This window comes from Mycobacterium sp. 1274761.0 (genome assembly GCF_001668615.1).
GTDB lineage: Bacteria > Actinomycetota > Actinomycetes > Mycobacteriales > Mycobacteriaceae > Mycobacterium.
The window spans coordinates 1-24,415 of record NZ_LZMC01000112.1; the positions used below are offsets into that span (position 1 = coordinate 1).

At 67.3% G+C, this 24,415-nt stretch carries 25 protein-coding genes; 18 read left to right on the top strand and 7 right to left on the bottom strand.

Annotation, left to right across the window (positions count from 1 at the left end):
• The 4 genes from A5651_RS23795 to ribD all read left to right on the top strand — a co-directional run.
• Positions 1-405, top strand: a 405-nt coding sequence (locus A5651_RS23795; protein ID WP_369803998.1) for a methionyl-tRNA formyltransferase, incomplete at its 5' end; no start/stop codon positions are given.
• Positions 402-1,775 (top strand): RsmB/NOP family class I SAM-dependent RNA methyltransferase, encoded by a 1,374-nt coding sequence (locus A5651_RS23800; RefSeq protein WP_066987050.1) that lies wholly within the window; start codon positions 402-404, stop codon positions 1,773-1,775. The genes A5651_RS23795 and A5651_RS23800, both read left to right, overlap by 4 nt.
• Before the next feature lie 5 nt (positions 1,776-1,780).
• On the top strand, positions 1,781-2,458 hold the full coding sequence (gene rpe / locus A5651_RS23805; RefSeq protein WP_066987276.1) for a ribulose-phosphate 3-epimerase: 678 nt from the start codon (positions 1,781-1,783) through the stop codon (positions 2,456-2,458).
• Entirely contained in the window at positions 2,455-3,456 is a 1,002-nt protein-coding gene (ribD, locus tag A5651_RS23810) for a bifunctional diaminohydroxyphosphoribosylaminopyrimidine deaminase/5-amino-6-(5-phosphoribosylamino)uracil reductase RibD (protein ID WP_066987053.1), read from the top strand. Before rpe ends, ribD begins: the two co-directional genes overlap by 4 nt.
• Here the strand turns inward: ribD and A5651_RS23815 are convergent.
• From A5651_RS23815 to A5651_RS23825, 3 genes are all read right to left on the bottom strand, one after another.
• Positions 3,437-4,447 carry an ATP-binding cassette domain-containing protein gene (locus A5651_RS23815; RefSeq protein ID WP_066987056.1) on the bottom strand — a complete coding sequence of 337 codons (1,011 nt, stop codon included), beginning with the start codon at positions 4,445-4,447 and terminating at the stop codon, positions 3,437-3,439. The genes ribD and A5651_RS23815 overlap by 20 nt on opposite strands.
• 3 nt (positions 4,448-4,450) lie before the next feature.
• Positions 4,451-5,500, bottom strand: coding sequence for an ABC transporter permease (locus A5651_RS23820; protein ID WP_066987059.1), 1,050 nt, complete (start codon positions 5,498-5,500; stop codon positions 4,451-4,453).
• A gap of 65 nt (positions 5,501-5,565) precedes the next feature.
• Positions 5,566-6,126: a type 1 glutamine amidotransferase domain-containing protein gene (locus A5651_RS23825; RefSeq protein WP_197496745.1), complete on the bottom strand. Its 561-nt coding sequence runs from the start codon at positions 6,124-6,126 to the stop codon at positions 5,566-5,568.
• Between the two features lie 236 nt (positions 6,127-6,362).
• Between A5651_RS23825 and A5651_RS25585 the strand changes: the two genes are divergently transcribed.
• Positions 6,363-6,530, top strand: coding sequence for a hypothetical protein (locus A5651_RS25585; RefSeq protein WP_156663144.1), 168 nt, complete (start codon positions 6,363-6,365; stop codon positions 6,528-6,530).
• A 4-nt stretch (positions 6,531-6,534) separates the two neighbouring features.
• Here A5651_RS25585 and A5651_RS23830 read toward each other — a convergent pair whose 3' ends face one another.
• Positions 6,535-8,136: an MFS transporter gene (locus A5651_RS23830; protein ID WP_066987062.1), complete on the bottom strand. Its 1,602-nt coding sequence runs from the start codon at positions 8,134-8,136 to the stop codon at positions 6,535-6,537.
• Positions 8,136-8,849 carry an LppX_LprAFG lipoprotein gene (locus A5651_RS23835; RefSeq protein ID WP_066987065.1) on the bottom strand — a complete coding sequence of 238 codons (714 nt, stop codon included), beginning with the start codon at positions 8,847-8,849 and terminating at the stop codon, positions 8,136-8,138. Before A5651_RS23835 ends, A5651_RS23830 begins: the two co-directional genes overlap by 1 nt.
• 40 nt (positions 8,850-8,889) lie before the next feature.
• Here A5651_RS23835 and A5651_RS23840 point away from each other — a divergent pair, with 40 nt between their 5' ends.
• The 6 genes from A5651_RS23840 (at position 8,890) to A5651_RS23865 (ending at position 12,499) form a co-directional block, all read left to right on the top strand.
• Complete coding sequence (locus A5651_RS23840) at positions 8,890-9,480, top strand: riboflavin synthase (RefSeq protein ID WP_066987281.1); 591 nt, start codon at positions 8,890-8,892, stop codon at positions 9,478-9,480.
• A 67-nt stretch (positions 9,481-9,547) separates the two neighbouring features.
• The gene (locus A5651_RS23845; RefSeq protein ID WP_066987068.1) at positions 9,548-9,856 is read left to right on the top strand and encodes a hypothetical protein; all 309 of its coding nucleotides are present in this window, start codon (positions 9,548-9,550) and stop codon (positions 9,854-9,856) included.
• A 77-nt stretch (positions 9,857-9,933) separates the two neighbouring features.
• The gene (locus tag A5651_RS23850; RefSeq protein WP_066987071.1) at positions 9,934-10,206 is read left to right on the top strand and encodes a hypothetical protein; all 273 of its coding nucleotides are present in this window, start codon (positions 9,934-9,936) and stop codon (positions 10,204-10,206) included.
• Positions 10,207-10,296: 90 nt separating this feature from the next.
• Complete coding sequence (locus tag A5651_RS23855) at positions 10,297-11,568, top strand: bifunctional 3,4-dihydroxy-2-butanone-4-phosphate synthase/GTP cyclohydrolase II (protein WP_066987074.1); 1,272 nt, start codon at positions 10,297-10,299, stop codon at positions 11,566-11,568.
• Positions 11,565-12,047, top strand: coding sequence for a 6,7-dimethyl-8-ribityllumazine synthase (ribH, locus tag A5651_RS23860; RefSeq protein ID WP_066987077.1), 483 nt, complete (start codon positions 11,565-11,567; stop codon positions 12,045-12,047). Before A5651_RS23855 ends, ribH begins: the two co-directional genes overlap by 4 nt.
• The gene (locus A5651_RS23865; RefSeq protein WP_066987079.1) at positions 12,044-12,499 is read left to right on the top strand and encodes a PH domain-containing protein; all 456 of its coding nucleotides are present in this window, start codon (positions 12,044-12,046) and stop codon (positions 12,497-12,499) included. The genes ribH and A5651_RS23865 overlap by 4 nt, the downstream gene beginning before the upstream one ends.
• On the opposite strand, the gene A5651_RS23870 is transcribed toward A5651_RS23865, so the two are convergent.
• Together A5651_RS23870 and A5651_RS23875 are read right to left on the bottom strand one after the other, a co-directional pair.
• Positions 12,486-12,947, bottom strand: coding sequence for a GNAT family N-acetyltransferase (locus tag A5651_RS23870; RefSeq protein WP_066987287.1), 462 nt, complete (start codon positions 12,945-12,947; stop codon positions 12,486-12,488). The two genes, A5651_RS23865 and A5651_RS23870, sit on opposite strands and share 14 nt — an antisense overlap.
• Positions 12,948-12,949: 2 nt before the next feature.
• A complete protein-coding gene (locus tag A5651_RS23875; RefSeq protein WP_082943945.1) occupies positions 12,950-14,851 on the bottom strand; it encodes a gamma-glutamyltransferase family protein in 1,902 nt (633 codons plus the stop codon).
• 32 nt (positions 14,852-14,883) lie between these two features.
• Here A5651_RS23875 and uvrC point away from each other — a divergent pair, with 32 nt between their 5' ends.
• The 7 genes from uvrC to gap all read left to right on the top strand — a co-directional run bounded on the left by uvrC (position 14,884) and on the right by gap (position 24,412).
• Positions 14,884-16,866: an excinuclease ABC subunit UvrC gene (gene uvrC / locus A5651_RS23880; RefSeq protein WP_066987082.1), complete on the top strand. Its 1,983-nt coding sequence runs from the start codon at positions 14,884-14,886 to the stop codon at positions 16,864-16,866.
• Complete coding sequence (gene rapZ, locus A5651_RS23885; protein ID WP_066987086.1) at positions 16,863-17,792, top strand: RNase adapter RapZ; 930 nt, start codon at positions 16,863-16,865, stop codon at positions 17,790-17,792. Before uvrC ends, rapZ begins: the two co-directional genes overlap by 4 nt.
• A 113-nt stretch (positions 17,793-17,905) precedes the next feature.
• Positions 17,906-18,937: a uridine diphosphate-N-acetylglucosamine-binding protein YvcK gene (gene yvcK, locus A5651_RS23890; protein ID WP_066987089.1), complete on the top strand. Its 1,032-nt coding sequence runs from the start codon at positions 17,906-17,908 to the stop codon at positions 18,935-18,937.
• Positions 18,934-19,911, top strand: a complete 978-nt coding sequence (gene whiA, locus A5651_RS23895) for a DNA-binding protein WhiA (protein WP_066987092.1) — start codon at positions 18,934-18,936, stop codon at positions 19,909-19,911. The genes yvcK and whiA overlap by 4 nt, the downstream gene beginning before the upstream one ends.
• Positions 19,912-19,950: 39 nt before the next feature.
• Positions 19,951-22,599, top strand: coding sequence for an adenylate/guanylate cyclase domain-containing protein (locus A5651_RS23900; protein WP_231988805.1), 2,649 nt, complete (start codon positions 19,951-19,953; stop codon positions 22,597-22,599).
• 4 nt (positions 22,600-22,603) lie between these two features.
• Entirely contained in the window at positions 22,604-23,317 is a 714-nt protein-coding gene (locus A5651_RS23905) for an ABC transporter substrate-binding protein (RefSeq protein ID WP_066987095.1), read from the top strand.
• Between the two features lie 72 nt (positions 23,318-23,389).
• The gene (gene gap / locus A5651_RS23910; RefSeq protein ID WP_066987098.1) at positions 23,390-24,412 is read left to right on the top strand and encodes a type I glyceraldehyde-3-phosphate dehydrogenase; all 1,023 of its coding nucleotides are present in this window, start codon (positions 23,390-23,392) and stop codon (positions 24,410-24,412) included.
• Positions 24,413-24,415 lie beyond the last annotated feature (3 nt).

Genomic DNA, 24,415 nt, shown 5'->3' on the forward strand with positions numbered 1-24,415 from the left:
GCGCTGCTGGAGACGACGATGGACGGCATCGCCGACGGGACACTGACACCGGTGCCACAACCTGCCGACGGCGTCACCGTCGCACCGAAGGTCACCGTCGAAGACGCTCGGGTCCGCTGGGACCTGCCCGCCAACGTCGTAGAGAGGCGGATCCGTGCCGTCACCCCGAATCCGGGCGCGTGGACCGTCATCGGTGATCTACGCATCAAGCTGGGGCCCGTGGCCATCGACACCTCGGATCCGCTTGCGCCGGGAACGATTCGGGCCGACAAGAGCGAGGTGCGGATTGGGACGGCGTCGCAGCCGGTGCGCCTCGGCACCGTCCAGCCGCCGGGTAAGAAGCCGATGGATGCGGCCGCGTGGGCGCGCGGCGCCCGTCTCGACGACTCCGCGACCGCGACATGACCCGGCCGCACAAACCGCGGCGCCCGCGTCGCAAGCCGCTCGACCCGGCGCGTCGCGCCGCGTTCGACGTCCTGCGCGCCGTCACCGAACGTGACGCCTACGCCAACCTCGTGCTGCCCGCGCTGCTGACCGAACGCGGAATCACCGGCCGCGACGCCGCGTTCGCCACCGAGCTGGCCTATGGCGCGTGTCGCACCCGCGGCCTGCTCGACGCGGTTATCGCCCGTGCTGCGGGCCGCCCGACGGACCGCATCAACCCCGTGCTGCTCGACCTTCTTCGGCTCGGCACGTATCAGTTGCTTCGCACGCGGGTGGACGCACACGCCGCGGTGTCGACAACCGTTGAACAGGCGGGAATCGAATTCGACTCGGCCCGCGCGGGTTTCGTCAATGGCGTGCTGCGCACCATCGCCGGCCGCGAGCCGCAGTCGTGGATCGACGAGCTGGCCCCGTCCTCCCACGCCGACCCCGTCGGCCATCTGGGGTTCGTGCACGCTCACCCGCGGTGGATCGCGCAGGCGTTCGCCGACGCACTCGGCGGCCGGGCTGGCGAGCTGAAGGCGCTGCTCGAAGCCGACGACGACCGGCCGGCCGTGCACCTCGCGGCCCGGCCCGGCGTGCTCACAGCCGACGAGCTGGCCGCTGCCGCAGGCGGAACCGTCGGCCGCTATTCGCCGTATGCGGTGTACCTCACCGGCGGTGACCCCGGGCAGTTGGATGCCGTCCGCAGCGGCGCGGCGCTGGTTCAGGACGAGGGCAGCCAGCTGGTGGCCAGGGCGGTCACGCTTGCCCCGGTCGACGACGACGGCGGCCGCTGGCTCGATCTGTGTTCGGGGCCCGGCGGCAAGACGGCCCTGCTGGCCGCGATCGCGTCCGGCCGTGGCGCCCGCGTCACCGCGGTGGAGCCGAACCAGCGTCGCGCCGACATGGTCGTCGAGAACACCAGAGGGCTGCCCGTCGAGGTAGTGCGGGTCGACGGCCGCGAGTCCGGGCTGGACCCGGGATTCGATCGCGTGCTGGTCGATGCGCCGTGTACGGGTCTTGGCGCGCTGCGGCGGCGGCCCGAGGCGCGCTGGCGCCGCCAGCCCGGCGACGTGCCTGCGCTCGCCCGGCTGCAGCGGGAGCTGCTCGCCGCGGCGATCGCGTTGACCCGCCCCGGCGGTGTCGTGCTGTACGCGACGTGTTCGCCCCACCTGTCCGAGACGGTCGGTGTGGTCGCCGACGCGCTGCGCCGCCAGCCGGTGACGGCGCAGGACACGCGCCCGTTGTTCGCGGGCGTTGACGACCTCGGCGACGGCCCTTACGTGCAGCTCTGGCCGCATCGGCACGGCACCGATGCGATGTTCGCTGCCTCCCTCAAAGTAGGGTGAACCCCATGTCACGACCCCTCATCGCGCCGTCGATCCTCGCCGCCGACTTCGCCCGGCTCGCCGACGAGGTGGCGGCAGTACGCGGCGCCGACTGGGTGCACGTCGACGTGATGGACAACCACTTCGTGCCGAACCTGACCATCGGGCTTCCCGTGGTGGAGGCGCTGCTGCCGACCACCGACATCCCGATGGACTGCCATCTGATGATCGAGAACCCAGACAAGTGGGCGCCGCCATACGCCGAGGCCGGCGCCTACAACGTCACCTTCCACGCCGAGGCCACCGACAACCCGGTCGGGGTGGCCCGCGACATCCGCGCCGCGGGCGCCAAGGCGGGGCTGTCCGTCAAGCCGGGCACTCCGCTGGAGCCGTATCTGGAGATCCTGCCCGAGTTCGACACGCTGCTGATCATGTCCGTCGAGCCGGGCTTCGGCGGTCAGAAGTTCATTCCGGAGGTGCTGCCGAAGGTCGCCACCGCCCGCAGGCTGGTCGACGCCGGTGAGCTGACTATCCTCGTCGAAATCGACGGCGGCATCAACGCCGAGACGATCGAGGATGCCGCCGAGGCGGGCGTGGACTGCTTCGTCGCGGGGTCGGCGGTGTACAGCGCCGACGATCCAGCCGCCGCCGTGGAGGCGCTGCGCAAACAGGCGGCCACCGCGTCACACCATCTGCGGTTATGAGTTCCGACGCCGCGATGCGGCTGGCTGTCGAACAGGCCGAGTCGGTCAAGGGCGGTACCTATCCCAATCCGCCTGTAGGCGCAGTCATCTTGGATCGCGACTTCGAAGTCGCAGGCGTCGGCGCGACCGAGCCCACCGGAGGCGCGCACGCCGAGATCGTGGCGCTGCGGCAGGCGGGTGAGCGCGCGGCGGGCGGCACCGCCGTCGTCACGCTGGAGCCCTGCAACCATTACGGCCGCACGCCACCGTGTGTGGATGCCCTTGTCGCTGCGGGCATTTCAACGGTCGTCTACGCCGTCAACGATCCCAACGCGGTCGCGGCCGGGGGAGCGGCCCGGCTCACCGAATCGGGTGTCACTGTGCAGGGCGGTGTGCTGGCCGACGAGGTCGCCGGCGGGCCGTTGCGGGAATGGTTGCACAAGCAGCGCACCGGGGTTCCGCACGTCACGTGGAAATTCGCGACCAGCATCGACGGCCGCAGCGCGGCCGCCGACGGCACCAGCCAGTGGATCACCAGCGACGCCGCCCGCGCCGACGTGCACCGCCGCCGCGCCGCCTGCGACGCGATCGTCGTCGGCACCGGGACGGTGTTCGTCGACGATCCCAAGCTGACGGCGCGCCTCCCCGATGGCAGCCTCGCCGACCGGCAGCCGCTGCGCGTCGTGGTGGGGGAGCGCGAAATCTCCTCCGATGCAAACGTTCTCAACGACGACACCCGCACCATGGTGATCCGCACCCGGGACCCGCACGAGGTGATGCGGGCACTGGCGGACCGTACGGATGTCCTGCTGGAGGGCGGCCCGACATTGGCCGGAGCGTTCCTGCGGGCCGGTGTCATCGATCGGATCCTGGCCTATGTCGCGCCAATCCTGTTGGGGGGACCTATAACCGCCGTCGATGACGTCGGCGTGCTGTCCATCGCCCACGCGCAGCGCTGGCGCTTCGACGGCATCGAGCCGATCGGGCCCGATCTGCTGCTCAGTCTGGTTCCTCAGTAGCCATGTCGAGCGGGCGGCGTTCGATCACGTCGCGAATTCCGCTGGTTCCGAGGCGTTCCCGGAATGCCGCCACGGTATAGCCGACGACCGCTGCGTCGGTGCGCGCCCGAGCGGTTGCCGACCGCGGGATGTGGAACAGCGGCCCGAGCTCGCCGAAATAGTCGCCCGGCTCGGCGACCCAAACCAATTCCTCACCGCCGCCGACTAATTCGCGCACGATCTCCACCTCGCCTTCGGCCACCACGTATATGCAGTCGCCCATGGTGCCTTCCTCGAACAGCACCTCACCGGCGGCGAGGTTCGTCGTCGAGGGCGGACGGTCCGGCTTGCCGGCGAAGTCCGGCACCATTTTTACGACGCGGTCGGCCAGCGGCAGTATTCGGCTGTCGTGTGTGGCGACGACCACCATGCGGTCGCCGGAGGCCAGTTCGCGGATCAGCCGCAGCACCTCCTCGACCTGGATGAAGTCCAGATGCGCGGTAGGCTCGTCGGCGAGGATCAGCGGCGGGTCGAGCGCGATGGCACGGGCCACCGCGACGCGCTGTTGCTGGCCGCCACTGAGATCGCCCGGCTTATGGGTGGCGCGGTCGGCAAGCCCGACGCGTTCCAGCAGCGCCATAGCCTTCTCCCGGGCTGCCCGCCGCGGAACGCCTGCCGCACGCAGCGGCACCATCACGTTCTCCACCGCGGTGAGGCTCGGCACCAAGTTGAATGCCTGGAACACGATGCCCACCGTCTCGCGCCGGTACTTCGTCAGCGCCTTGCTGTCCAACGTCGTGACGTCGACGTCGCCGAACTTGATGGCGCCGGAGTTGGGTCGCAGAATGCCGCCGAGACACGACAGCAGCGTGGTCTTCCCGCAACCGCTGGGGCCCAAGAGGATTGCTAGCGAACCCGCTGCCACGTCTAGGTTGAAGCCATCCAGCGGACGGATCGCATAGCCGCCGCTGGAGTACTCGACGCACAGGTTCTGAATACTGAGATCGCCCATGGCTCACGGACCTCCGAAGGCTATCGCCGGATCGACCGACACCGCGCGATGCAAACCGGTGCCGCTGGCGATCAGGCCGAACACGACCGCGATCACCGGCAGCATGGCGTATGCATAGCGAGGAACGATGACCTGCATCGGAAAGATCGGACCGAGCAGAGCGGACAGCACGACGCCGACGACGACGGCCGAAAGCGCCACCACGATTGCCTGCAGAGCCAGCCCGGCCGCGACCGCACCCGTCGACACGCCAATTGCCTTGTACACGGCAAAGTCTCGTAACCTTTCCAGTGCCGACAGATAGATGATCGACCCGACGATCAGCGCGGCGACGACCCACAGCAGCACCGCCACGATCGTGATGGAGTTGACCGCGACCTTCAGCGGGCGCAGCAGGTCGGCGACCGCGCCGTCGCGGTCAATGGCCTGATATCCCGGCGGCGGCTGACTCAGCGTGCCGCGGATGCCGATCGACGCGACCAACGGTTGCCCGCCGTACACCAGCTGTTGTGCGCCCTCGGTGGTCAAGAAGATGTTGGGCAGGTTGGCCAGCGCCGTCGAGTTCTCCACGAGGCCGACGATGCGCAGCCGCCGCGATGCGATCTGGATGTCCTCGCCCGTGTTGCGTCCGAGCGTGCTCGACACCGCAACCTCATTGGGGTTGGTCGGCGCCCGTCCTTCCGAGATCGGGGGCATGCCCGGGCCGCCTTGCGGCGCGCCGAACAAATCGGCATTGCGCGTGGAATCGCCCAACGTCACCGTCCCGCCCGCGTAGACCAGGGGCGCGGCCGCTTCGACACCGGGTAGCGAGGCGATCCTGCGCAGGTCGACGGGCGCGAACGGCGTCGCCCCGACGAACGGACCCGACGCGCCGTCCTTGACCAGAAACACGTCGACGCCGAGGGAGTCGACGGTGCGCTGCGCCTCGGCGCGGAACCCATTCGCCAGGCCGGTGAGCACGAGCGTCATCGCGAAGATGATCGCGGTCGACAGGATCGCGATGACGAAACGCCGTTTTCGCCATTGCATGTCGCGCAGCGCCGCGAGCAGCATATAGGTGACGTTACCCAGGCCTGCTCCATAGCGGGCCGACTCGGCAGTGGCAGCGTTCGGCAGGCTCAACGACCTTCAGCAAAGGCGCCGACCAGCGTGTTGCAGAACGCCGGCAGATCATCGGGCTTGCGGCTGGACACCAGCGTGTTCGGGCCGCGTGAGCACACGACCACTTCTTCATCGACCCAGTTTGCCCCCGCGTTCACCAGATCGGTACGCACGCTCGGCCACGAGGTGATCATCCGGCCGCGCACGACGTCGGCCTCGATCAGCGTCCACGGGGCGTGGCAGATGGCCGCCACAGGGCGCCCGGAGTCGAAGAAACTCTTGACGAACTGCACCGCCGAGTCGTTCTGACGCAGGAAGTCGGGGTTGGCGACGCCGCCGGGCAGGACCAGGCCGTCGTAGTCGGATGCGTCGACGGAGTCGACGGCCTTGTCCGCCTCGAACGTGTCGGCCGCTGTCAGATGGTTGAACGCCTGGACCTTGCCGACCTCTGTCGACAGTAGTTCCGGGGTACCGCCCGCGTTCTCCACCGCTTTCCACGGCTCGGTCAGCTCGACCTGCTCGGTGCCCTCGGTCGCGACCAGAAATGCGATGCGTTTGCCGTCCAGTTTCGTTGTCATGGCAGCCTCTTCCATCCGTTTTCGCCTCGTCGGCCGCATACCCACGGGAATGGGGACGCAATCAGGATGAGTTGTCATGGTGTGACGGAAACTACTGTCGATCACCGGCTGTCGTAGCCGCGGATTCGTCGGTACAGGCCGCTAGACTGGCCTCGAGTTCAGGCATTGAGCCTGCTACATCGCGCTTTCACCGACGAGTTGCGCGGCTGGTGAGCACGAGACAAAGGAACACGAGCGTGACTGCAATGCAGGACTGGCTCAACATTCGCTCATTCGACCCACGCCGCCCCGTGTGGGCAGCCATCTGCGCATTGCGTGGGGCCCACATCGAGACTGCGTCCGACCTTGTCGGCGAGGTCGCCGCTAAGCCGGTTCTGATCCGGCCCGGCGTCGAGCGCTGCTGACGCGCTAGCTCGGAGCGTCGATGTTCCGTGCGGCCTGGGTGCCGACCGGCTCGGACTCGACGCCGGCCGGTTCATCGGCGTGCTCACCACGCCCGCTGATGAACAGTCCCAGCACTGCACCGACGACGCAGACGATTGCGGTGATGGTGAACATCTCGCTGTACTGCATGGCGAAGGCCTCGACACTTGCTGTCCTAAACCGCGCAGCCGCCGCAGCGGCCCGCGCGAGCGGATTCTCGCTGTCTGGTTTGGGTAACGCCGCGAGTCGCTCCGCCAGGAATTGGTTGAACCGGTACAACCCCCACGCGCTGAGCGCCGCGATGCCCACCAGCATGCCGATCATTCGGGCCACCACCACCGCCGCGGACGCGATGCCGTGCTGAACCGCCGGCACCACCCGCAAGGTCGCCGACGTAAGTGGGCCGATCACCAGGCCCAGGCCCAATCCGGCAATCGCGAGATCGGTGTCGAGCAGGGGCAGCTTGACGAATCCGAGGTCGTGGCGGGCCGACAGCAGATCCACGGGCCACTTCGCGATCAGCCAGTAGCCTCCGGCGGCGATCAGCAGGCCGACGCAGGCCACCGCACGGTCGCCGACCCTGGTGGCGATCCAGCCGCCGAGCAGGGCGCCGATGGGCAATGCGATCAGGAAACGGAGCAGCAGGAACGCCGCCTCGTTCTGGTCTTGACCCAGGACGCCCTGCCCGAACAGCTCGACGTTGACCAGCGTCACCATCAGCGCAGCGCCCGCGGTCAGGGATGCGCCGAGCGCGGCGAGGAACGGCCGGAAATACACGCCCGTCGGGTTGATCAGCCGGGTCTTGGCGAACCGCTCCCATGCAAAGAACGCCACCGCGGCCACCACCGCGGCGATCAGCAGCGGCACCCCGTTGGGCGGCAGCACATGTTTCCCGTCGGGTGCGGGGTTGTACATGCCGACGACAATCAGCCCGAGGGTGACCGCCAGCAGCGCGCCGCCCGTGACGTCGACCTTCTCCGGGTGTTCACTCTTCATCCGCTTGGGCAGGCTGAAGTGGACCATCACCATTGCGATCACAGCCAATGGCACGTTGACCCAGAACACGGATTGCCAGTGATGGAAGAGCCACACCAGCGCGATGCCGTACATCGGTCCGAGGACGCTGCCGAGCTCCTGAGCGGCGCCGATACCGCCGAGGACACCGGCTCGGTTGCGGGCCGCCCACAGGTCGGCGGCGAGCGCCAGCGTCACCGGCAGCAGGGCGCCACTTGCGGCGCCCTGAATGACGCGGCCGATGACCAGCATCGGAAGTTCGGTCGAGAGCGCGGTGATCACCGAACCAACGGCGAACCCGGCGAGGCTCACCTGCAGCAGCATTTTGCGACCGAACCGGTCCGACGCACGACCGAGCAGTGGCATCGCGGCGATGTAGCCGAGCAGGTAGCCGGTGACGATCGGTGTCACCCGCTGGATCTGGTTAATCGCGATGCCGACGTCGGCCATGATGTCGCGGATGATCGTGACGACGACATACGTGTCGAGCGCGCCCAGCAACACCGCCAGCGCACCTGCGCTGATGGCGATCCTGCGGCTGCGGTTGGAACCCACGGGTTCGGCGGTGGTCATCAAACGGCGGGCTTGGTGACGGTTACCGGCTTGTCCCAATTCGACAGTGTCATCTGAAGGGTGTTACCGGGCGATGGCTCCAGCTTGATTTGGACGAGCTTGTGGTTGCCGTCCTTCTCGATCCAGGCGGTGCCCGGCGCCGGCTGCTTCGCCTCGAGGGAAGGCGCGATGCTGTTCACCGCATCGGCGGTGACCTGACCCGTGACCTTCACGGTCTCGACGCCGTTGATGGTTTCGGTGCTCTCCGACTTCGGATTGCTGAAGTGGGCGAGTACGTTGGCGAGCCCCTTGTCGGGGTTCAGGATTGCCGAGATGTCGTACACGTCGGCGGCCGGGCCCATGTCGATGAAGCTGTCACCGGACAGAGCGACATACAGCTGCGCGTCGATCACGACAAACTTGGCATCCACATCAGAGCCCTGGAACGTCAGTTTGGCGGTTCCTGCAGCAGCCACGGCGGGGGTCTGCGTGAGGTCGCCGCTGAGGGTTTTGATCGGGAAGTTTCCGAAGTTTCCACCGACCGCCAAATCCAGGTGAACGCTCTTGAGCGCGCGCGTCGTGGCGTTGGACTCCTTGAGCAACGTGGCGGCGTCGGGCAGTGATTCGCTCGACTTGTCCGACGACGAACAACCGGCGATAAGAACTACTGCTGCGAAAAGTGCGGTGAGGATGGGCCAAAGAGATCGGACTGCGTTTTTTGGGCGCGTCTGCATAAGTGCATCGTAGAGGGTGGCGCTGCGTACCCTGATTGGCGTGTTCACCGGAATCGTCGAAGAGCTTGGCGAAGTCCTCGACAAGAAAGACTTCGCGGACGCGGCCCGGTTCGTCATCCGCGGACCTGTCGTCACCGCCGACGCCCGCCACGGCGACTCCATCGCCGTCAACGGTGTCTGTCTGACGGTGGTGGACGTGCAGGCAGGCGGGGCGTTCAGCGCCGACGTAATGAAGGAGACGTTGGACCGCTCGAGCCTCGCCGGCGTCGGCGTCGGCAGCCTGGTAAATCTCGAACGCGCTGCCGCAGTGAACAGCAGGCTGGGCGGCCACATTGTGCAGGGCCATGTCGACGGCACCGGATACGTGATTGCGCGCACGCCTTCCGAGCACTGGGAGGTGGTGCGGATCGCACTGCCGACAGCATTGTCGCGCTACGTCGTCGAGAAAGGGTCGATCACCGTTGACGGCGTTTCGCTGACCGTCTCGGGGCTTGGGCACGACTGGTTCGAGGTGTCGCTGATCCCGACGACGCTGCAGTTGACGACGCTGGGACGGGCGTCGGTGGGGACCCCGGTCAACCTCGAGGTCGACGTCATCGCCAAATACGTCGAGCGGCTGCTGGCGCGATAATTCGTTTCGCCGTTCATCGCAGCGGGCACACATCGCGCAATAACCGCGTCGAGGGAAAGTGCGTCAAATGATCACATTCGCGGTGGTGCTGCTGGTTCTGGCCGTCGTGCTGGTCGGGCTGGGCCTGGTCCTGTACGGAAATGGCGTTGGCACCGTCCCCGACGATGTGGGTCGCGAGCCGGTGGCCACCAGGCGCGGTCTGACGCGGATCTCCTGGAAAGACTTGTTCACCCGGATGAGGACGTCGATCCGCGGAATGACCGACGAGGAAGCCGGCCGGAAGGACAAGTTGACCGCTATGGGGGCGTTCCTCGTCATGGTTGGCCTGATTGTCATCGTTCTGGCTCTTTTGGCTTTCATCGCCGCTCTGGTGTAATCGGCGAATTCGCCTCCTTCGATAATTGGCCCGCGTGATAATTGCTGCGGGCGGGGTCCAACAGAAGGATGCTTTCAATGAAGAAGCTGGCAGCAGCGCTTTTGACGGCGGGGGCAGCGGCGGTAGCTCCGTTAGCCGTCCCGATAGCAGTTGCACCCGTGGCACAGGCCGACATCTGCGCGGGCGCGGGTGGACGCCACGTTTCGGTGGGCGGATGCACCGACGTCGCCGGCGACGTGGCCACCGGAGCGGCCATTGCGTCGGCCGACACTCCGTACGTCCCGGGCGAGGTGCCGTGCTACACGGTCGAGGGCGTGCCGTACTACACGCCTCCCGGCGAGCCCTGCTGAGCCGGGCGAGAAATCATCGCCACCTCGCCGTGGTTCATACTGGATAACGGCGACGATGGTTCCGAACCGGAACCGGCAAGGGTGGCAGGAATGACGAGGTTGGACTCCGTCGAACGGGCGGTTGCCGACATCGCGGCGGGTAAGGCCGTCGTCGTCATCGACGACGAGGACCGCGAGAACGAGGGCGACCTCATCTTCGCTGCCGAGAAGGCGACCCCCGAACTCGTCGCTTTCATGGTCCGCTACACCTCCGGTTATCTGTGCGTGCCGCTCGACGGCGCAGTCTGCGACAAGCTCGGACTGCTGCCCATGTATGCGGTGAACCAGGACAAGCACGGCACCGCCTACACCGTCACCGTCGACGCCAAAGAGGGTGTGGGAACGGGTATTTCGGCGTCGGATCGCGCCACAACGATGCGGCTGCTGGCCAACCCGGCCAGCGTCGCCGACGACTTCACCCGCCCCGGCCATGTCGTTCCGTTGCGCGCCAAGGACGGCGGCGTGTTGCGCCGACCCGGCCACACCGAGGCGGCCGTCGACCTGGCCAGGATGGCCGGCCTGCAGCCCGCGGGCGCGATCTGCGAGATCGTCAGCCAGAAGGACGAGGGCGCGATGGCGCAGACCGACGAACTGCGTGTTTTCGCCGACGAGCACAACCTCGCGCTGATCTCGATCGCCGACCTCATCGAGTGGCGTCGCAAGCACGAGAAGCACATCGAGCGCGTCGCCGAGGCGCGGATCCCGACGAGATACGGCGAGTTCCGCGCGGTCGGCTACACCAGCATCTACGAAGAAGTCGAGCACGTCGCGCTGGTCCGCGGCGATATCGCAGGGCCGCACGGCGACGGCCACGACGTGCTCGTTCGCGTGCACTCCGAATGCCTGACCGGCGACGTGTTCGGATCCCGCCGCTGCGACTGCGGCCCGCAGCTCGACGCCGCGCTGGCGATGGTGGCCCGCGAGGGCCGCGGCGTGGTGCTCTACATGCGCGGCCACGAGGGCCGCGGTATCGGACTGATGCACAAGCTGCAGGCCTATCAGCTGCAGGACGCGGGCGACGATACCGTCGACGCCAACCTCAAGCTCGGGCTGCCCGCCGACGCCCGCGACTACGGCATCGGCGCCCAGATACTGGTGGACCTCGGGGTGCGGTCGATGCGGCTGCTCACCAACAACCCCGCCAAGCGGGTGGGGCTGGACGGCTACGGCTTGCACATCATCGAACGCGTACCGCTGCCGGTGCGGGCCAATGCGGAGAACATCCGCTATCTGATGACCAAGCGCGACCGGATGGGCCACGACCTGGTGGGCCTCGAGGACTACGACGAGGTGCTGCCCGGCGAATTCGGCGGAGTCTTATGAGCCCTGCGGCCGGCGTGCCCCAGCTGCCCCGGCTCGATGCCTCCGACGTGTCGTTGGCGATCGTGGCCAGCACCTGGCACGAGACCATCTGCAACGCGCTGCTCGACGGTGCCCGCAAGGCGGCCGCTGAGGCGGGCGTCGACAACCCGACGGTGGTCCGCGTGCTTGGTGCCATCGAGATCCCGGTTGTCGCACAGGCATTGGCCGTCGACCACGACGCCGTCGTCGCGCTCGGCGTGGTGATCCGCGGCGAGACACCGCATTTCGATTACGTGTGCGACGCCGTCACCCAGGGACTGACCCGCGTGTCGCTGGATACCTCCACGCCCGTTGCCAACGGGGTACTGACCACCAACACCGAAGAGCAGGCGCTCGCCCGTGCCGGGCTGCCCGACTCCACCGAGGACAAGGGTGCGCAGGCCGCCGCCGCCGCTCTGTCGACCGCGTTGACGCTGCGCGATCTGCGCGCGCGGTCATGAGCAGTGACTGGGACTTGGAAGTACGCCCTCATCTGACACCGTATTTCGCCTACGGTGCGGCGGCGCTGATCCTGGCCGCCCACGTCACTGTCGGTGCGCTGCTGAAGATTTCATCGACCGGAGTGGTCTTCCAGACTGCCGATCAGGTCGCCATCGCGTTGCTAGGCGTCGTCATCGCCGGTTGTGTGACGTTATTCGCCCGACCGCGACTGCGTATTGGCGCGGCGGGTGTGGCGGTGCGAAACTTGTTCGGCTACCGAGTGATTCCGTGGTCTGACGTCGCCGGCGTGACGTTTCCCGTCGGCGCACGCTGGGCCAGGGTCGATCTGCCCGACGACGAGTACGTGCCGGTGATGGCGATCCAGGCCATCGACAAGGACCGCGCCGTCGACGCGATGGACAAGGTGCGTGTGCTCGTCGACCACTACCGGCCGGATCTCACCGCACGCTGAGCGACATCGCGACTTCGTCGAGGCCGTTGAGACGTTCTCCCGCCACCGGAGTGAAGCCCAGGCCTTCGTACACGCTGCGGGCGACGGCGTTGTCGATCGCCACCCGCAGCGTCACGACACGCACGTGCCGGTCGCGCGCCCAGTCCACCGCCGCGGCGACGAGCGGTCGTGCCAGCCCGTGGCCGCGGGCGACCGGATCCAGCCACAGCGAATACAGGTAGACCGTTTCGGCGTTTTCCTGCTGCGCGCCGATCAAGCCGACGGCCCGCTCGTTCATCAGGCCCGCGAACTGCGCGTGGTCGCGTAACCGCCGACGCCACTGGGCGGCGGTGAAGGTCGATTCCTGCCGGTACTGCGGGTCGTCCTCGCCGAGGGAGTCCGCCAGCGCACGCAGCCGAACGCCGGCGAACATCCGCCAGTCCGATTCCGTCAACCGGGTGACACGCATGATCACCGAGGGGCGTCCATGACATCCCCGGTGACGAAGCCCTCCCGGCGCGGGTCGGCCCCGCCCGTCCACCCGCGTGCGTCCCGCACGAGCGCCGACAGTCCACTGGACTGCTCGGCGAGGTCGACCTGGTGGCCGAGGTCGCGCAGGCCTTGCACCAGCGGGTCATGGTCGCCCTTGATGTCGGGATGCTCGCCGCCGACGTTGGTCTTCGGCGAGTTGGCCGCCCCGAAGTCCACCATGCCGACGGCTTGCTGCGGATCGATGCCCCAATCGACAAGTCCCACAATAGTTTTCACGACGAACTGGATGATCACGCCGCCGCCGGGAGAGCCGAGCGTCGCGACCAGCGGGCCGCGTCCCGTGCCGGAGCGTTCGAATATCAGCGTCGGCGCCATTGTGCTGCGCGGCCGCTTACCCGGCTGCACGCGGTTGGCCACTGGCCCGTCGGGTCCGGCGGGCTCGGCGGAGAAGTCGGTCAACTGGTTGTTCAGAATGAAGCCGTCGACCATGTGGAACGAACCGAACGCTGACTCGACAGTCGTGGTCAGTGACGCGGCATTGCCCTGGGAGTCGACGACGCTGATGTGGCTGGTGCCGTGTTCCGGCACGGGCGGCTGGGTCGACGGCGGCGGCCCGAACGCGCCCGGCTTGGCAGTGCCCATCGTGTGCTGCCCGGAGATCGAAGCGGCGCGCTGGGCGAGGTAGTCGCTGTTGAGCAGCGTGTCCGGGGAGCCGCCCGGCAGCGGCACGAAATCGGTGTCGGCAACGTAGGCGTCGCGGTCGGCATACGCCAGGCGTTCGGCTTCGGCGACCAGGTGCACGCCCATGACCGACGGCTTGCCGCCGTTGAGGTCAATCTCGGTGGGCTTGTGGTCGCTCATCGGGAAGTGCTCGAGGACGCCCAGAGTGGCCGCGACCGCGATGCCGCCTGACGAGGGCGGCGGCATGCCGCAGATCTCCCTGTCGCGGTAGGCGGTGCACAGCGGTTGACGTTGTTTGGCGGAGTAGCCGGCGAGGTCGGAGGCCGTCAGCCGGCTGGGTGTGCGGTCGCCCGACGTGTCGGCCGCGGCGGCGACAATGGCCTTGGCGATGTCGCCGCTGTAGAACGATTCCGGGTCGGATGCAATGACGCTCAACGTCTTTGAATAGGCGGGGTTGGTCAGTGTGGTACCCGCGGCTTTGGGGCTGCCGTCCGGGGTGAGGAAATAGGCCGCGGCGAGCGGGTCGAGCTTCAGCTGTGGCGCGGAGTTCGCGACGGCGGCGGCCAGCCGCGGACTGATGTCGAAACCGTCGTCGGCGAGGGTCATCGCGGGGGTGAAAAGGTTGCGCCACGGCGTCTTGCCGTGCTGGTGATGGACGTCCGTCAGCAGTCGCACGATGCCGGGCACGCCGATCGAGCGGCCGGAGGCGCGGGTATCGGGTTTGGGCTCGGTGCGGTCGGCGTCGGAGATCCACCGCAGGTAGTTCTCATCTGCGGCCGCGGGCGCGGTTTCGCGGCCGTCGTAGGCCTGCACCGAATTGGCCTTGGCGTCGTAGTACAGCAGGAATCCGCCTCCGCCGATGCCGGAGGACTGCGGTTCCACCAGCCCCAGCACCGCCTGGGCGGTGACCACCGCGTCCGCCGCGGTCCCGCCGTCCCGCAGCACTTCGCAGGCTTCGCGGGTGGCCAGCGGGTTGGCGGTGGCGACGGCGTAGCGCGACGTATGCACCGCGGTCATGTCCCTGCGGTAGCCGGTTGGGTTCGGAGCGGGTGTGCCATTCTCCACGATTGCGCACGGACCGGACGCCGGGCGCGGCGGTACGTCGGGCGCACCGCATCCGGCCAGCATCATGACGACCCCCGCCAGCGGGGCCGTCAGCGTACGCAATGACGGAGTCCGCACCACCCGACGGTAGAACATCGGCGTCTCACTGCGGCAGTAACCTGGGAGCCGTGCCCGATCCCGCGACGTACCGGCCGGCGCCCGGGTCGATTCCGGTCGAACCTGGCGTCTACCGGTTCCGCGATCCCCACGGCCGGGTCATTTACGTCGGGAAGGCCAAGAGCCTGCGCAGCAGGCTGAACTCCTACTTCGCCGATATCTCGGGCTTGGCGCCGCGGACCAGGCAGATGGTGATGGCCGCAGGCAGCGTCGAGTGGACGGTGGTCAGCACCGAGGTCGAGGCGCTGCAGCTGGAATACAACTGGATCAAGGAGTTCGATCCGCGGTTCAACATCCGCTACCGCGACGACAAGTCTTATCCGGTGCTGGCGGTGACGCTCAACGAGGAATATCCCCGGTTGATGGTGTACCGCGGGCCGCGGCGCAAGGGCGTCCGCTATTTCGGACCGTATTCACATGCGTGGGCGATCCGCGAGACGCTGGACCTGCTGACCCGGGTGTTCCCGGCCAGGACGTGTTCGGCGGGAGTCTTCAAGCGGCACAGGCAGATCGACCGGCCGTGCCTGCTGGGATACATCGACAAGTGCTCGGCACCGTGCATCGGGCGGGTGTCGGCCGACGAGCACCGCAAGATCGTGAGCGACTTCTGCGACTTCCTGGCCGGCAAGACCGACCGGTTGGCCCGCGACATGGAACGCGAGATGAACGAGGCCGCCGAGCAGCTCGACTTCGAGCGGGCGGCGCGGCTCCGGGACAACATCGGTGCGCTGAAACGGGCGCTGGAGAAACAGACGGTGGTCTTCGGCGACGGCACCGACGCCGACGTGGTCGCCTTCGCCGACGACGAACTCGAGGCCGCTGTGCAGGTGTTCCACGTTCGCGGTGGGCGGGTGCGAGGCCAGCGCGGCTGGATCGTCGAAAAGCCGGGCGACCCGCAGGGTTCCGGTCAGGGCCATCTGGTCGAGCAGTTCCTCACCCAGTTCTACGGCGACCAGGCGGAGCTGGACGGCGCGGCCGACGAGGCGACCAACCCGGTGCCACGCCAGATCCTGGTTCCGGTGCTGCCGCCCAACGCCGAGGAACTCGAGACGTGGCTGTGCGGCCTGCGTGGATCGCGGGTCGCGTTGCGGGTGCCGATGCGCGGCGACAAGCGGGCGCTGGCCGAAACGGTCAAACGCAACGCGCAGGACGCCCTGGCGCAGCACAAACTCAAGCGGGCCGGTGACTTCACCGCGAGATCTGCTGCCCTGCAGAGTGTTCAGGAAGCGCTCGGGCTTGCCGACGCACCGCTTCGCATCGAATGCGTCGACATCAGCCATGTGCAGGGCACCGATGTGGTGGCGTCGCTCGTCGTGTTCGAGGACGGGTTGCCGCGCAAGTCGGATTACCGCCACTACGCCATTCGCGAGGCGGCGGGCGACGGGCGCTCAGACGACGTAGCGTCGATCGCCGAGGTGACGCGCCGTCGGTTCGCGCGGCACGTGTCGGATCTGCAGAACACCAATGTGTTTACCGCGGAAGGGAAGTCACGCAAATTTGCCTATCCGCCGAACCTCTATGTCGTCGACGGCGGGGCCCCGCAGGTGAACGCCGCGGCGGCGGTGCTCGACGATCTCGGCGTCACCGATGTGGCCGTCATCGGGCTTGCCAAGCGGCTCGAGGAGGTCTGGGTGCCGTCGGAACCGGACCCGGTGATCATGCCGCGCAACAGCGAAGGCCTGTTCCTGTTGCAGCGGGTTCGTGACGAAGCCCACCGGTTTGCGATCAACTACCACCGCAGCAAGCGGTCCAAGCGGATGACCGCCTCGGCGCTGGACTCGATCCCGGGGTTGGGGGAGCACCGGCGTAAGGCGCTGGTCACCCATTTCGGCTCGGTCGCCCGGCTGAAGCAGGCCAGCGTGGAGGAGATCATATCGGTGCCGGGCATTGGCGTCACGACGGCGAAGGCCGTGCTCGAGGCGCTGGGCGTCGCGGGCGAATCGTCAGCGCCCGCCCCGGCGATCAGCGATGATCAGACAAGGGCATCGGGATGACGGATCAGGGTACAGGCGAGGATTTGCGGGGGCAGGGCGCGCCCCGCCGTCCCGGCGCGCAATCCGGCATCGACGTCGTGCTGGTCACCGGGCTGTCGGGTGCCGGTCGCGGCACGGCGGCCAAGGTGCTCGAGGATCTCGGCTGGTATGTCGCCGACAATCTGCCGCCCGAGCTGATCGCGCGGATGGTCGACTTCGGTCTGGCGGCCGGTTCGCGAATCACGCAGCTGGCTGTGGTGATGGATGTGCGGTCCCGCGGCTTCACCGGTGACTTGGATTGGGTGCGTAAGGATTTGGCGACCCGCGACATCACGCCGCGAGTGTTGTTCCTGGAAGCCTCGGACGACATTCTCGTGCGACGCTATGAACAGAACCGGCGCAGCCACCCACTGCAGGGCAACCAGACACTCGCCGAGGGCATCGCCGCCGAGCGCGCCATGCTGGCGCCGGTGCGCGCGACCGCAGACCTGATCATCGATACCTCGACGCTGTCCGTCCCCGCGTTGCGGGAAAGCATCGAGAACGCGTTCGGGGGCGAAACGGTCGCCTACACCAGCGTCACGGTCGAGTCCTTCGGCTACAAATACGGGTTGCCGATGGACGCCGACACGGTGATGGACGTCCGTTTTCTACCGAACCCGCACTGGGTAGACGAGCTGCGGCCGCATACCGGGCAGCATCCCGCCGTCCGGCAATACGTGCTGGGTCAGCCGGGCGCCGGGGAGTTCCTGGACACCTACCATCGTCTGCTGGACCTCGTCATCGAGGGGTATCGCCGGGAAGGGAAGCGCTACATGACCGTTGCCATCGGCTGTACCGGCGGCAAACACCGCAGCGTTGCGATGGCCGAGGCGCTGGCGGGACGACTGCAGGGCGGTGACCAACTCGCGGTGCGGGTACTGCACCGGGATCTGGGCCGCGAATGAGGTTTTCCCGCACGCGAGGAGGACAGATGAGCTTCTCCGCACGCGAGGAGGACAAGTGAGCTTCTCCGCACGGGAGGAGGACAAGTGAGCTTCTCCGCACGCGAGGAGGACAAATGAGCTCCCGCATCGTTGCCTTGGGCGGCGGTCACGGGCTCTACGCCACGCTGTCCGCGGCGCGCAGGCTCACACCGCACGTCACCGCCGTCGTGACCGTCGCCGACGACGGCGGCTCGTCAGGCCGGCTGCGCAGCGAGCTCGATGTGGTGCCACCCGGTGATCTGCGAATGGCGTTGGCGGCCTTGGCTTCGGACAGTCCGCACGGCCGACTGTGGGCGACGATCCTTCAGCACCGGTTCGGCGGCAGCGGCGCGCTGGCCGGCCATCCCATCGGCAATCTGTTGATGGCGGGCCTCAACGAGGTACTCGCCGATCCCGTTGCGGCGCTCGACGAACTGGGCCGAATCCTCGGGGTGAAGGGCCGGGTGCTGCCGATGTGTCCGATCGCGCTGCAGATTGAGGCCGACGTGGCGGGGCTCGAATCGGATCCTCGGATGAGCCGGGTGATCCGCGGCCAGGTGGCGATCGCCACCACACCGGGCAAGGTGCGCAGGGTTCGGCTGCTGCCCGGCGATCCGCCCGCGACCCGTCAGGCGGTCGACGCGATCATGAACGCTGACCTCGTGGTGCTCGGTCCTGGTTCGTGGTTTACCAGCGTGATCCCACACGTTCTGGTGCCGGAGCTGGCGGCGGCGCTGCAAGCCACCTCCGCCCGCCGCGCCCTGGTGCTGAACCTCGTGGCGGAGCCAGGCGAGACTGCGGGGTTCTCCGTCGAGCGGCACATCCACGTGTTGTCTCAGCACGCGCCGGGGTTCACGGTCAACGAGATCATCGTCGACGCGTCTCGGGTGCCCAGTGAGCGGGAGCGGGAGCAGCTCAGTCGGACGGCGACGATATTGGGGGCCTCAGTTTGGTTTGCTGAGGTGTCTAGACCTGGTACACCTTTACATGACCCGGCGAGGTTGGCCGCGGCGTTGGAGGGGGTGCGCTTGCGCGGAACGCAACCGGATGGAATCCGACAACAGCCGACGACTCCTGCACCTGCCCGGACAGTGAACGGACCGAGAGGCGACGACCCGTGGCAATGACAGCCGAGGTCAAGGACGAACTGAGCCGGCTGGTCGTCAATTCGGTCAGCGCGCGCCGTGCCGAGGTGGCCTCCTTGCTCCGGTTCGCGGGCGGTCTGCACATCGTGTCGGGCCGCGTCGTGGTCGAGGCCGAGGTGGACCTGGGCATCATCGCGCGTCGGCTACGTAAGGACATCTTCGACCTGTACGGGTACAACGCCGTCGTTCACGTCTTGTCCGCCAGCGGAATTCGCAAGAGCACCCGCTATGTGGTGCGGGTCGCCAATGATGGTGAGGCGCTGGCGCGTCAAACCGGTCTGCTCGATCTGCGAGGCCGCCCGGTGCGGGGCCTGCCCGCACAGGTCGTCGGCGGCAGTGTGGCCGACGCCGAGGCGGCCTGGCGCGGCGCGTTCCTCGCGCACGGTTCCCTGACCGAACCCGGTAGGTCATCGGCTCTGGAGGTCAGCTGCCCCGGACCGGAGGCGGCGCTGGCACTGGTCGGTGCGGCCCGCCGGTTGGGCGTCAGCGCCAAGGCACGCGAGGTGCGCGGCGCTGACCGCGTCGTGGTACGCGACGGGGAGGCGATCGGGGCGTTGCTGACGCGGATGGGCGCCCAGGACACTCGGTTGACATGGGAAGAGCGGCGCATGCGCCGCGAGGTGCGGGCGACGGCCAACCGGCTGGCCAACTTCGACGACGCGAACCTCCGCAGATCCGCACGGGCCGCGGTGGCCGCCGCCGCGCGGGTGGAGCGGGCGCTGGAGATCCTCGGCGACAGTGTCCCCGACCATCTGTCCGCCGCGGGCAAGCTGCGCGTCGAACACCGGCAGGCGTCGCTGGAGGAGCTCGGCCGGCTGGCTGACCCGCCGATGACGAAAGATGCTGTCGCAGGCCGTATTCGGCGGCTGCTGTCGATGGCTGACCGCAAGGCGAAACAAGAGGGCATCCCCGACACCGAATCGGCCGTCACCCCGGACCTGCTCGACGACGCCTGATCACGCCCGGTGCCCGCAGTTCTGTGGCATTCTGCGTGCGTGTCGGCTCCATCGGGGGTTGTGACGTTTCTGTTCACCGACATCGAGGGTTCGACCCGGCGGTGGGAGTCCGACGCGGATGCGATGCGGACCGCGCTGCGGGCGCACGATGAGGTGTTGCGGGGCGCGATCGAGGGCCACGATGGCTTTCTGGTCAAGCACACCGGCGACGGTGTGATCGCGGCGTTCGCCTCGCCGACGTCTGCGCTCGACGCCGCGGTTGCAGCTCAACGCAAGCTGGAATTGCCCGTGCGAATGGGCGTCGCGACGGGGGAGGCGGCCCTTCAGGACGGCGACTATTTCGGCGCGGTGTTGAACCGGGCGGCGCGGGTGATGGCGGCTGGCCATGGCGGCCAGGTTCTGGTAGCTGAGTCGACGGCGTCGCTGGTCAATGGATTCGACCTACTGGATTTGGGACCGCGGAGGCTTCGCGATGTGCCCGCGCCGGTCACGCTGTTCCAGGTGCGCGCACCGGGTCTGACCGAGGAATTCCCGCCGCTGCGCACGCTCGATACCAGCCCGGGAAATCTGCGCCCGCCGCCGACGAGTTTCGTTGGCCGTGATGCGGAGCTGCCCGACATCAAAGAAGCGTTGCGAACCCAGCGGTTGGTTACGCTCACCGGCGTCGGAGGTGTCGGCAAGACCCGGCTCGCCCTCGAAGCCGCCACCCAGGTGGCTGACGAATTCCCTGATGGGGTATGGCTTTTCGAACTAGCCACGGTCAGCGACCCGGCGGCCGTTCCCGATGCGATCGCATGCATACTCGGCGTCACGCAGCAGCCCGGCATCACGGTGACCGAGTCCGTCGCCACCGCGCAGGATGGCAGGATACGGCTATTGCTGCTCGACAACTGCGAGCATGTTCTCGACGCCGTCGCCGACGTGACGGAGGCCATCCTGACGCACTCGGCCACGGCGCGAATTCTGGCGACCAGCCGCGAAGCACTCGGCATGCCCGACGAGCAGGTGTGGCGGGTGCGGTCGCTGGATGTCGACACGGCCGTTGATCTCTTCATGGAGCGTGCTCGCCACGTCGCGCAAGGATTTTCGGCCGGAGACCCCGAAGCCATTTCGGAGATCTGCCGTCGCCTCGACGGCATTCCGCTGGCGGTGGAGTTGGCGGCCTCACGCATGGCGTCGATGACCGCGACTGAGATGCGCGACAGGCTCGACCACCGATTCCGTCTCCTCGTCGGCGCGCGTCGCGGCTTGGAGCGTCACCAAACGCTGCGCCACGCCGTGCAGTGGTCCTACGACCTGCTCGATGAGCCCGAGAAGACGTTGCTGGAGCGGTGCGCGGTGTTCGCCGGCGGGTTCGACCTCGAAAGCGCTTGTGCGGTCAGCAGTTTTACTGACGAGTTTACGACGCTCGATGTGCTCGACGCGCTGGTGCGCAAGTCATTGGTGACCGCCGACCGGTCATCGGGACATACCCGCTACTCGATGCTGGAGACCATCCGACAGTTCGCCGAGGAACAACTCGCCGCACGTGGTGAGGCCGACACTGTCCGAAGCGAGCACTCCCGGCACTTCGCGGCCAAGGCCGACGAGACGTTCGCGGTGTGGGACAGCCCGCGCCAGAAGGAGGCGTACGTCTGGTTCGCAACCGAATTACCGAACCTGCGCACGGCATTTCGCTGGGCGGCCGACCGCGACGACCTCGACACTGCCGCGACGATCGTGAAGCGTGCGGGTTGGTTCGGCGCTCTGGTGGACAACTTCGAGCCCGTGGCATGGGCAGAAGAGATTCTCGAGTCCCCATGTGCTGCAGACCATCCCGAGTTTGTCTCGGTGTGCGGCGTTGCCACACTATGTTATCTGCTCGGCCGCGGCGATGACGCGCTCGCGTACAGCGAAGCGGGACAACAGGCTTTGGCGGGCAGCCATGCCGACGTGCCGCTCAGCCCCGAGCAGTTGTGGCTCGGGGCGGTGTACTCAGCGATCGACGTGCCCGACCGCTACGTGGCGTTCTTCCGGGAGCAGAGGCAACGAGGTCCCGACCCTCTGCAGTTCGCCAGAGGGTGCTTGGCCATCGCGCTTATCAACGCGGGCAGGGTGCAGGAGGCCCTACGTGATGTCGAGGGCCTCGTTGAGGCTGCCCAGACGACCGGAAACCCGTACGCCAGGTCATTCGCCCTGCTCGTCCGCGGTATGGCGCAGAGCGCCGTCGACCCGGATGGCGCACTGGACACACTGCGCATGGGGCTCGAGATCGCCCAGCAGAGCGGCAATCGCGCGAATGTGGGTTACATAGTCCTGACGCTGGCGATGACGCTCAACCGGATCGATGATGAATTAGGCGATCCCGTGGTCGCACTCGACAACATCGCGCTGGCCATCCGCAACTACCACGAATCCGGAAACATCACGCAGCTGCGGGCGGCGCTCGGCATCTTCATGAGGTTCCTCTACCGGCATGGCGACCTCGAGCCGGCCGCCACCATCGCCGGTTTCGCGTGTATCAGCCCGACCTCCGCGCCGGCCGTGGAGGAGTTCAACACGACAATCGCAGACCTTCGTGAGGTCCTCGGCGACAACACCTACGCAACGCTCGCCCAGGACGGCGCCGCAATGAACATGGCGACCGCGGTCACCTATGCCAGCGACCAGATCGACCGGATCCGGCGAGAGCTGCAACCGCTACCGTGAGCCCATGCAGACACTGAGGGTCGGCGTCGCCTACCCCGATCCGCCGTTCAACGGGATGGCCGACGACAGCGGTCTCGACATCGACCTGATGACCGCAATCGCCGAAAAGCTGGACGCTCAGGTCGAGTTCGTCCCGTACGAGGGGTCCGACTTCAACGGCATCTTCGACGCGCTGAACTCCGGCGCCTTCGATTGCGTCACCGCCGGCACGACCGTCACACCCGATCGGGAGAAGCAGGCGGCCTTCCTCCCGCCGTACCTCATCTCTGGCCAGGGATTGGCTGTGAACACTCGCCGGCTGCCGAACGTGCACTCGATCGACGACCTCCACGGTCTGACGATCGGAGTGCAGCACGGCAATACCAGCCAGCCCATCGCCGACCAGCTTGTCGCCGACGGCAAAGCCGCCCGCGTGCAGGTCTACGACTACAACGACATCCGCGCCGCCCTCGACGACCTGACTACCGGCGGCTGCGACGCGTTTATGAAGCTGGTCCCGGTGCTCACTGAGCTCGTCAAGGCGCTCGCCGACGTCGAGGTCGTACAACAGGCCATCTCGACAGAGAACATCGCCATCGCCGTCGGCCTCGAGAACCAGGAGTTGCTGGCCAGGATCAGCGTCGCCCAGGCCGAGCTCGAAGAGAACGGCACACTGCAGCGGATTCGCCGGAAATGGTTGGGCAATCCGTATACCGATCAGGGCCTGGCGGTCCTCTGACCAGGCTTCGCGTGACCGCTCTCACACCACTACGCTGGGCAGCGGGCATTAAGGCGAAAGAGGGAGAAACCAGTGACCATTCGGGTAGGCGTCAACGGCTTCGGCCGAATCGGGCGCAATTTCTACCGGGCTCTCGAAGCGCAGAAGGCCGAGGGCAAGAGCACCGACATCGAGGTGGTGGCGGTCAACGACCTGACCGACAACGCCACGCTGGCGCATCTACTTCGGTTCGACTCGATCCTGGGCCGCTACCCGGACGAGATCAGCCTGGAGGGCGATGACACCATCGTCGTCGGCACCAACAAGATCAAGGCCCTCGAGGTCAAGGAGGGGCCGTCGGCCCTGCCGTGGGGCGATCTCGGCGTCGACGTGGTTGTCGAGTCCACCGGTATCTTCACCGACGCCGCGAAGGCGAAGGGGCATCTCGAAGCCGGCGCCAAAAAGGTGATCATCTCCGCACCGGCGAAGGGCGAAGACCTCACCGTCGTGCTCGGCGTGAATGACGACAAGTACGACGGCAGCCAGAACATCATCTCCAACGCCTCGTGCACCACGAACTGCCTCGGCCCGGTGGCGAAGGTGCTCAATGACGAGTTCGGCATCGTCAGGGGCCTGATGACGACTGTGCACGCCTACACCCAGGACCAGAACCTGCAGGACGGTCCCCACAAGGACCTGCGTCGCGCCCGCGCCGCCGCGCTGAACATCGTGCCGACCTCTACCGGTGCCGCAAAGGCCATCGGGTTGGTGCTGCCCGAACTCAAGGGCAAGCTGGACGGCTACGCGCTGCGCGTTCCGATCCCGACGGGTTCGGCCACCGACCTGACCGCTGAGCTGTCCAAGTCGGCCAGCGCCGACGAGATCAACGCGGCGTTCAAGGCCGCCGCCGACGGGCCGCTGAAGGGGATCTTGAAGTACTACGACGCGCCCATCGTTTCGAGTGACATCGTCACCGACCCGCACAGCTCGATCTTCGACGCCGGTCTGACCAAGGTGATCGACAACCAGGCCAAGGTCGTCGCCTGGTATGACAACGAGTGGGGCTACTCCAACCGGTGCGTAGACCTCGTCGCGCTGGTCGGCAAGTCGCTGTAGCGC

Excerpts from the sequence above, each read along its gene's own strand:
- A5651_RS23800 (WP_066987050.1), top strand. The coding sequence starts at position 402 with ATGACCCGGCCGCACAAACCGCGGCGCCCGCGTCGCAAGCCGCTCGAC.
- rpe (WP_066987276.1), top strand. The coding sequence starts at position 1,781 with ATGTCACGACCCCTCATCGCGCCGTCGATCCTCGCCGCCGACTTCGCC.
- ribD (WP_066987053.1), top strand. The coding sequence starts at position 2,455 with ATGAGTTCCGACGCCGCGATGCGGCTGGCTGTCGAACAGGCCGAGTCG.
- A5651_RS23815 (WP_066987056.1), bottom strand. The coding sequence starts at position 4,447 with ATGGGCGATCTCAGTATTCAGAACCTGTGCGTCGAGTACTCCAGCGGC.
- A5651_RS23820 (WP_066987059.1), bottom strand. The coding sequence starts at position 5,500 with ATGCTGCTCGCGGCGCTGCGCGACATGCAATGGCGAAAACGGCGTTTC.
- A5651_RS23825 (WP_197496745.1), bottom strand. The coding sequence starts at position 6,126 with ATGACAACGAAACTGGACGGCAAACGCATCGCATTTCTGGTCGCGACC.
- A5651_RS23830 (WP_066987062.1), bottom strand. The coding sequence starts at position 8,136 with ATGACCACCGCCGAACCCGTGGGTTCCAACCGCAGCCGCAGGATCGCC.
- A5651_RS23835 (WP_066987065.1), bottom strand. The coding sequence starts at position 8,849 with ATGCAGACGCGCCCAAAAAACGCAGTCCGATCTCTTTGGCCCATCCTC.
- A5651_RS23845 (WP_066987068.1), top strand. The coding sequence starts at position 9,548 with ATGATCACATTCGCGGTGGTGCTGCTGGTTCTGGCCGTCGTGCTGGTC.
- A5651_RS23850 (WP_066987071.1), top strand. The coding sequence starts at position 9,934 with ATGAAGAAGCTGGCAGCAGCGCTTTTGACGGCGGGGGCAGCGGCGGTA.
- A5651_RS23855 (WP_066987074.1), top strand. The coding sequence starts at position 10,297 with ATGACGAGGTTGGACTCCGTCGAACGGGCGGTTGCCGACATCGCGGCG.
- ribH (WP_066987077.1), top strand. The coding sequence starts at position 11,565 with ATGAGCCCTGCGGCCGGCGTGCCCCAGCTGCCCCGGCTCGATGCCTCC.
- A5651_RS23865 (WP_066987079.1), top strand. The coding sequence starts at position 12,044 with ATGAGCAGTGACTGGGACTTGGAAGTACGCCCTCATCTGACACCGTAT.
- A5651_RS23870 (WP_066987287.1), bottom strand. The coding sequence starts at position 12,947 with ATGCGTGTCACCCGGTTGACGGAATCGGACTGGCGGATGTTCGCCGGC.
- A5651_RS23875 (WP_082943945.1), bottom strand. The coding sequence starts at position 14,851 with ATGTTCTACCGTCGGGTGGTGCGGACTCCGTCATTGCGTACGCTGACG.
- rapZ (WP_066987086.1), top strand. The coding sequence starts at position 16,863 with ATGACGGATCAGGGTACAGGCGAGGATTTGCGGGGGCAGGGCGCGCCC.
- yvcK (WP_066987089.1), top strand. The coding sequence starts at position 17,906 with ATGAGCTCCCGCATCGTTGCCTTGGGCGGCGGTCACGGGCTCTACGCC.
- whiA (WP_066987092.1), top strand. The coding sequence starts at position 18,934 with ATGACAGCCGAGGTCAAGGACGAACTGAGCCGGCTGGTCGTCAATTCG.
- A5651_RS23905 (WP_066987095.1), top strand. The coding sequence starts at position 22,604 with ATGCAGACACTGAGGGTCGGCGTCGCCTACCCCGATCCGCCGTTCAAC.